Genomic DNA, 4859 nt, shown 5'->3' with positions numbered 1-4859 from the left:
TACCCTGTTCTTGAGCCATAATCACACCAGCTGATATAAAACTAAATATATTTTTAACCCTGTATATATCTGTTAACACTTAAAAATCTTCTGTTATTTAACTGAATTTCTGAGTATAACCAAACAAATATTTACTACTGAACAAATCAAAACAAACCAAAATTTTCAATTTTATAATCATCAGTTTTCATCTTTGAATTCAGGAAGGAAATAACGTTCTTTGCCACAATTCGAACAGATTATAGATTCTCCTTCTCTTCCACCAAAGTTTTTGTACCTTCTCGCTCTGAATTCCCCGCATACACACGGTGACATCAGTTTATAGGTATCAGCTGTGTCCTGATATTGAGAATCCATTGCAAAATTAGATTGAAGAGTTTCACAGGTACAACATCCGTGATTTCCAATTAATCTTTTAGAATAAAACTTATTTCTACACTTTGTAATTGTGTCTGTCAAAAACTCCACGTTTTCATCATACAAATTAGTTTTATAACTATCGTGCAATATTAAATATCCGGGATGGTTTCCAAGATTTACAGGACTGTTATCTTCCGGATATTTAAAATTCAAGGAAAAAAAGAAATTCTTAGCGCTTTTGTTTACAGGTTTTGTTATGATATGACCTGGTAAAACCATGGATAATATATCCAAGAGAATTTTTCCATAACCATTCCCTTTCTTAGATGAAGATATTTCAATACCTCTTAATACATAAACGGGTTTACCATCACTGGATGCATAACTCCACTTTTCAGCCATTGTCCAGCCTATTACTGTATTGTTCAGTAATGTAGTTATCAATACTGCATTTTGTCTGTTAATCCAACTTTTAAAGTTCTTAGAATAATCAGACATCCCAAGATGCTTATTGAAATAGGTAAAGTTACCAACGTTTAATTTATCCAATTCTGATGGAAATTCCAGTACACAGAATACCGTTCCGTTGTTAGATTTTGCAAGTTCAATCATAGTTTTCAGACATTTTTGCTTGAGTAGTTTAAATTGATATCAATTTACAGTATTATCAACATCTGGTAATGAAAACAACTCCTTAACTTTGGATATGTTTTCCAATGCTTTATTGTAGACTTTTTTTTGAATTTCTTTTTCATACTTTGTGTAATTTAAATCATCATGAATCGGGTTGGGTCTATCAAGCAGAGCATTGATAACACTGTGGCACAGTTTTCCGTTGTGTTTGTGGTAACCACCCTCCATAAGTATCACAAAATTTTCCGGATATACGGATTTGATACTTCTTACCATCTGATAATACCCTTTTGAAGTCAAATTCATCTGGACAGTTTTTTCTTTATAATAGCCATCAAACCCGCAACAACAAATCAAAAAATCCGGAGAATGACGCTTTATCATAGGGATTACTATTTCATCAAATGCCAGTTTGTATTCCAGATTTTCTGAACCTACCGGCATCTCAACATTGATGTTATAACCTTCCCCATCCCCTTCACCAATCTGTGACATGAAACCTGTGCGGGGATAAAAATCATGTGGTGACCGATGTATTGACAAAGTTATAACATCGGGATTATCGTAGAAAATATCCATCGTACCGTTACCAGCATGTGCATCCCAATCTACAATCATAACTTTTCCAATACTCTTTTTTTGTTGGAGATACCTTGCAAGTACGGCAGCATTATTGAAAATACAGAATCCTCCATACCTGGACACTCCAGCATGATGACCTGGTGGACGCAGTAATGCTAATGAATATGTATACCCATCATCAATAACAAATTCTGCAGATTTAATGGCCATACCTACCGATATTCTTGAAACATCATAAGTGTCTATTGTCACATAAGTACTATCACCAAGGAAACCTCCCCCTTTTTCAGAATAAGACTTAATGAAGGATATATAGGATTGAGAATGTACCCGTAGAAGTTCATCTTCTGATACTTTATTAATATTAGATATCAAATCACAGTGACCGTCTGCAAAAATACCACTATTTTTAAGATAAAGATATGCATCAGTCAATCTTTCAGGTTTTTCAAAATCTGGTACTTTCAAATTATTGCATGTATGGGAAGAATGACCATCATAATACAAAACAGCAACCTTTGGATTATTCTATGAGATATTTAGATTTAATTCAGTTTCAAAATCGCAGATTTTTTTATTTGTTAAATTCTTATTATTTATATAAAGTTTGGATTTATATCCTATGGATTCTGGTACATGTTCACAAGCTGATTTTTCATCCTCTATACAGTCTGATTTATATCCTGTATCTTCGAATTTATCCATAAATAACTGATTCAACTCTTCTTTGTTTTTAGTTTTATCTAAAGTATTTTTTTCACTGTAACATCTATCCTTGTTCAGACTCATGACATTTTTCCTCTTTTGACAATTGTTATTGAACCTGAATCCATATGAGTCGAGCACCCCTGCATATTTTCCCCATATATCAGACACTACTGTGGGTTTTTTATGGAAACCATTCCAGATACTTAAGGTTTCACTTCCCATGTTTGTTTTACAGTCTTTTCTGGTTCTACAGTTCCAAAGTTTAGATTTGGATTCTTAACCTTCATCGAATTATTATGCACAGCTATTATTCTGAAATTTTCATAAGGAGATTTAGATAAATTCTTTACCCAGACATCGATAGTTGATTTTTTACCGGACTTATTCTGATTTGATGGAATCAATTTAACAAATCTGGATAAAGATTCTTTTAGAAGCGGATAAGTATCAGAGAAATCAACATTATAATTTTCAGATGATTCAGAATCGCTTTTTTTGTTCAAATAAATAAAAATTCCCAGAATGGAGATAACTATTAAAAAAAGATACAATGCATTATTATTGCCATCATCATTTGTATTTGAATCCGAAACATTGGCAACTACATTTTCCGATTTGTTTTCGGGTAATAAATAAGGTTTTTTAAATGATAATCCTGTGATAACCCATCTATTGTTTTCTTTTTCTAGTTTGAAATGGATATATTTTTCAGATGGATTGACTCTTTGACGATTCAAATTGAATTCAGTTATCCTGCAATGTGCAGTAACTACTGCAATTTCTTTTTTGACAGCCTGATTTTTAAGGATAATCTCCGAAATTCCATCTTTTACAAAACCCTCATCATGAAATATTTGCTTTAAAACTTTAGGATTGGAAAATTTATCTCCTCTATAAAAAGAATAAGCATAATCATAATTAGTATCGTTCACCTTTTCCAAAAAAAATGAAACAGTGTTATTGACGGATTTAATTTGAGTTTTTTCAGAACAACCACTTAAACAGATGGAAATTATTATGAAAAAAAAAGTCAGTATAAAAATCCAATTTCGCATATAAAGCCACCATCTGTATCTAAATCATTTTTTATTATTTTTAATCATATAAGATGCCAATGCAATCAGAATTAACAAAACAGTAAATAGAGATGTGATGAAAAAGGTTCTTTCATAAAAGGGTTTTTTATATATTTCTAAAGTAGTTGCGTATTCGAAACTTGTTGTGTCACCTAAATTATTTCTTTGTGTGGTACTTTTACCTTTTATAAAAATTCTATTGTTTATAGATGATTTTTCAAGGTTTTTTAATCCATCTATAGATAAAGCTTCAACATTTTCTGGAAGCTTAACTTTCATAGTACTTATAGATGGATGTCCTTGTAACCAGATTTTATGTCTACCATCAGAAAGACCTTGATTAATAATGAATATTATATTAGAACTTACATTTAAAGTATCATTGCTCACTTTTCCTTGTGCATTTTCAAATTCCATATTTATAGAATTGATTTCCAGAGAGATTTTACCATTATCAATTTTAACATATTTAATGTATTCTTTTTTCTGTGATTTTAGATAATAATCTTTGAAAGATTCTATTTCAGACTTATTTATGTAACTGTCATTATTAACATCTATTCTTTTTCTAACTCCAAGCGCATTATTTTTTGTATATTCTTCACTAATTGTTAAATTTATAGATTCCATCTTGATATCGATATCATTAGTATATTCTGCACTAGCTGATGATACTGAAGTTATACAAATAAAGATGATAAAAATGAGAAATAAAATATTTATCGTTTTTAGATAGTTCATGTTAACCACTTAAAAATTAAAAAAGGTGAAAGTTTATTCACCTTTCATATTTATTAGGGGTACAATTTAATTCTTTTATCTACACCATAAGAAGGAGGTGTCATAAATTCTAACTTTTTAGTAGTGCCAGCTTCAGGTGTTAAAGATATTTTTACTGTTGTTCTGGTATCGAACAACAATTGAGAATCTTCAGGATCACTAGCATCGTCACCGCTACTTATATAGCTTATATCCATTTCATCAATATTTGTCTTATTTTCACTTAAAGTTTCATTACTCATTGTTGAAACATTTAATTCTACAAGATCACCTTTATTCATAACAGGATTTGATTTAGAAAAGCTATTGTCAGCATCTCTAAGGTCATTCATTGAAAATTGGCTTGTGGAATTACCATTAGCTATTATATCCGTACCGTTTGGAACATATGTATCCGGATAACTCAAAATGTTTCTTTCGTCACCATCACTAACAGTGATAACAAGTTGACTCAAATCCATTGTATTAGCACCAGAACTTATTCCCGTACGTATATTGAGATAATCTAGAGATGTTGAGAAATTACCATAGTCTGAAGAACCATTATCAGCCCTTATTCCTGTAATTGACTTTATATCCATATTTGATGATACTTCAGCTGTCGCTTCTTGTCCTGTTGACTGTGCCCTCTGCTGCAGGTTGCCAGATGTTTGAATCAGTACTGCTGCTGCAACAGCTGCTACGAGCACCATTGCTATAAATATTATCAAAGTACCGATT

General features: G+C 31.3%; 6 protein-coding genes. All 6 read right to left on the bottom strand.

All coding sequences use genetic code 11. From position 1 onward, the window contains the following. Positions 1 to 180: 180 nt before the first annotated feature. Positions 181 to 972 carry a GNAT family N-acetyltransferase gene (locus QZ276_RS06560; protein ID WP_292486417.1) on the bottom strand — a complete coding sequence of 264 codons (792 nt, stop codon included), beginning with the start codon at positions 970 to 972 and terminating at the stop codon, positions 181 to 183. Between the two features lie 39 nt (positions 973 to 1011). Then, positions 1012 to 2082, bottom strand: a complete 1071-nt coding sequence (locus QZ276_RS06555) for a histone deacetylase (RefSeq protein WP_292486415.1) — start codon at positions 2080 to 2082, stop codon at positions 1012 to 1014. A 21-nt stretch (positions 2083 to 2103) separates the two neighbouring features. Next, entirely contained in the window at positions 2104 to 2505 is a 402-nt protein-coding gene (locus QZ276_RS06550; protein ID WP_292486414.1) for a hypothetical protein, read from the bottom strand. After that, a complete protein-coding gene (locus tag QZ276_RS06545; protein ID WP_292486412.1) occupies positions 2487 to 3224 on the bottom strand; it encodes a hypothetical protein in 738 nt (245 codons plus the stop codon). The genes QZ276_RS06550 and QZ276_RS06545 overlap by 19 nt, the downstream gene beginning before the upstream one ends. 138 nt (positions 3225 to 3362) lie before the next feature. After that, positions 3363 to 4100, bottom strand: coding sequence for a hypothetical protein (locus QZ276_RS06540; RefSeq protein WP_292486411.1), 738 nt, complete (start codon positions 4098 to 4100; stop codon positions 3363 to 3365). A gap of 53 nt (positions 4101 to 4153) precedes the next feature. Further along, the gene (locus QZ276_RS06535) at positions 4154 to 4858 is read right to left on the bottom strand and encodes an archaellin/type IV pilin N-terminal domain-containing protein (RefSeq protein WP_292486410.1); all 705 of its coding nucleotides are present in this window, start codon (positions 4856 to 4858) and stop codon (positions 4154 to 4156) included. Position 4859 lies beyond the last annotated feature (1 nt).

Origin of the sequence: Methanohalobium sp. (genome assembly GCF_018609725.1) — an archaeon.
In the GTDB taxonomy this organism is placed as follows: Archaea; Halobacteriota; Methanosarcinia; order Methanosarcinales; family Methanosarcinaceae; genus Methanohalobium.
The sequence above is the reverse complement of the archived record's forward strand: the minus strand, read 5'-3'. Positions and strand labels throughout refer to the sequence as shown.

Coding starts and splice junctions, on each gene's coding strand:
- QZ276_RS06560 (WP_292486417.1), bottom strand. CDS start 972: ATGATTGAACTTGCAAAATCTAACAACGGAACGGTATTCTGTGTACTG.
- QZ276_RS06550 (WP_292486414.1), bottom strand. CDS start 2,505: ATGGGAAGTGAAACCTTAAGTATCTGGAATGGTTTCCATAAAAAACCC.
- QZ276_RS06540 (WP_292486411.1), bottom strand. CDS start 4,100: ATGAACTATCTAAAAACGATAAATATTTTATTTCTCATTTTTATCATC.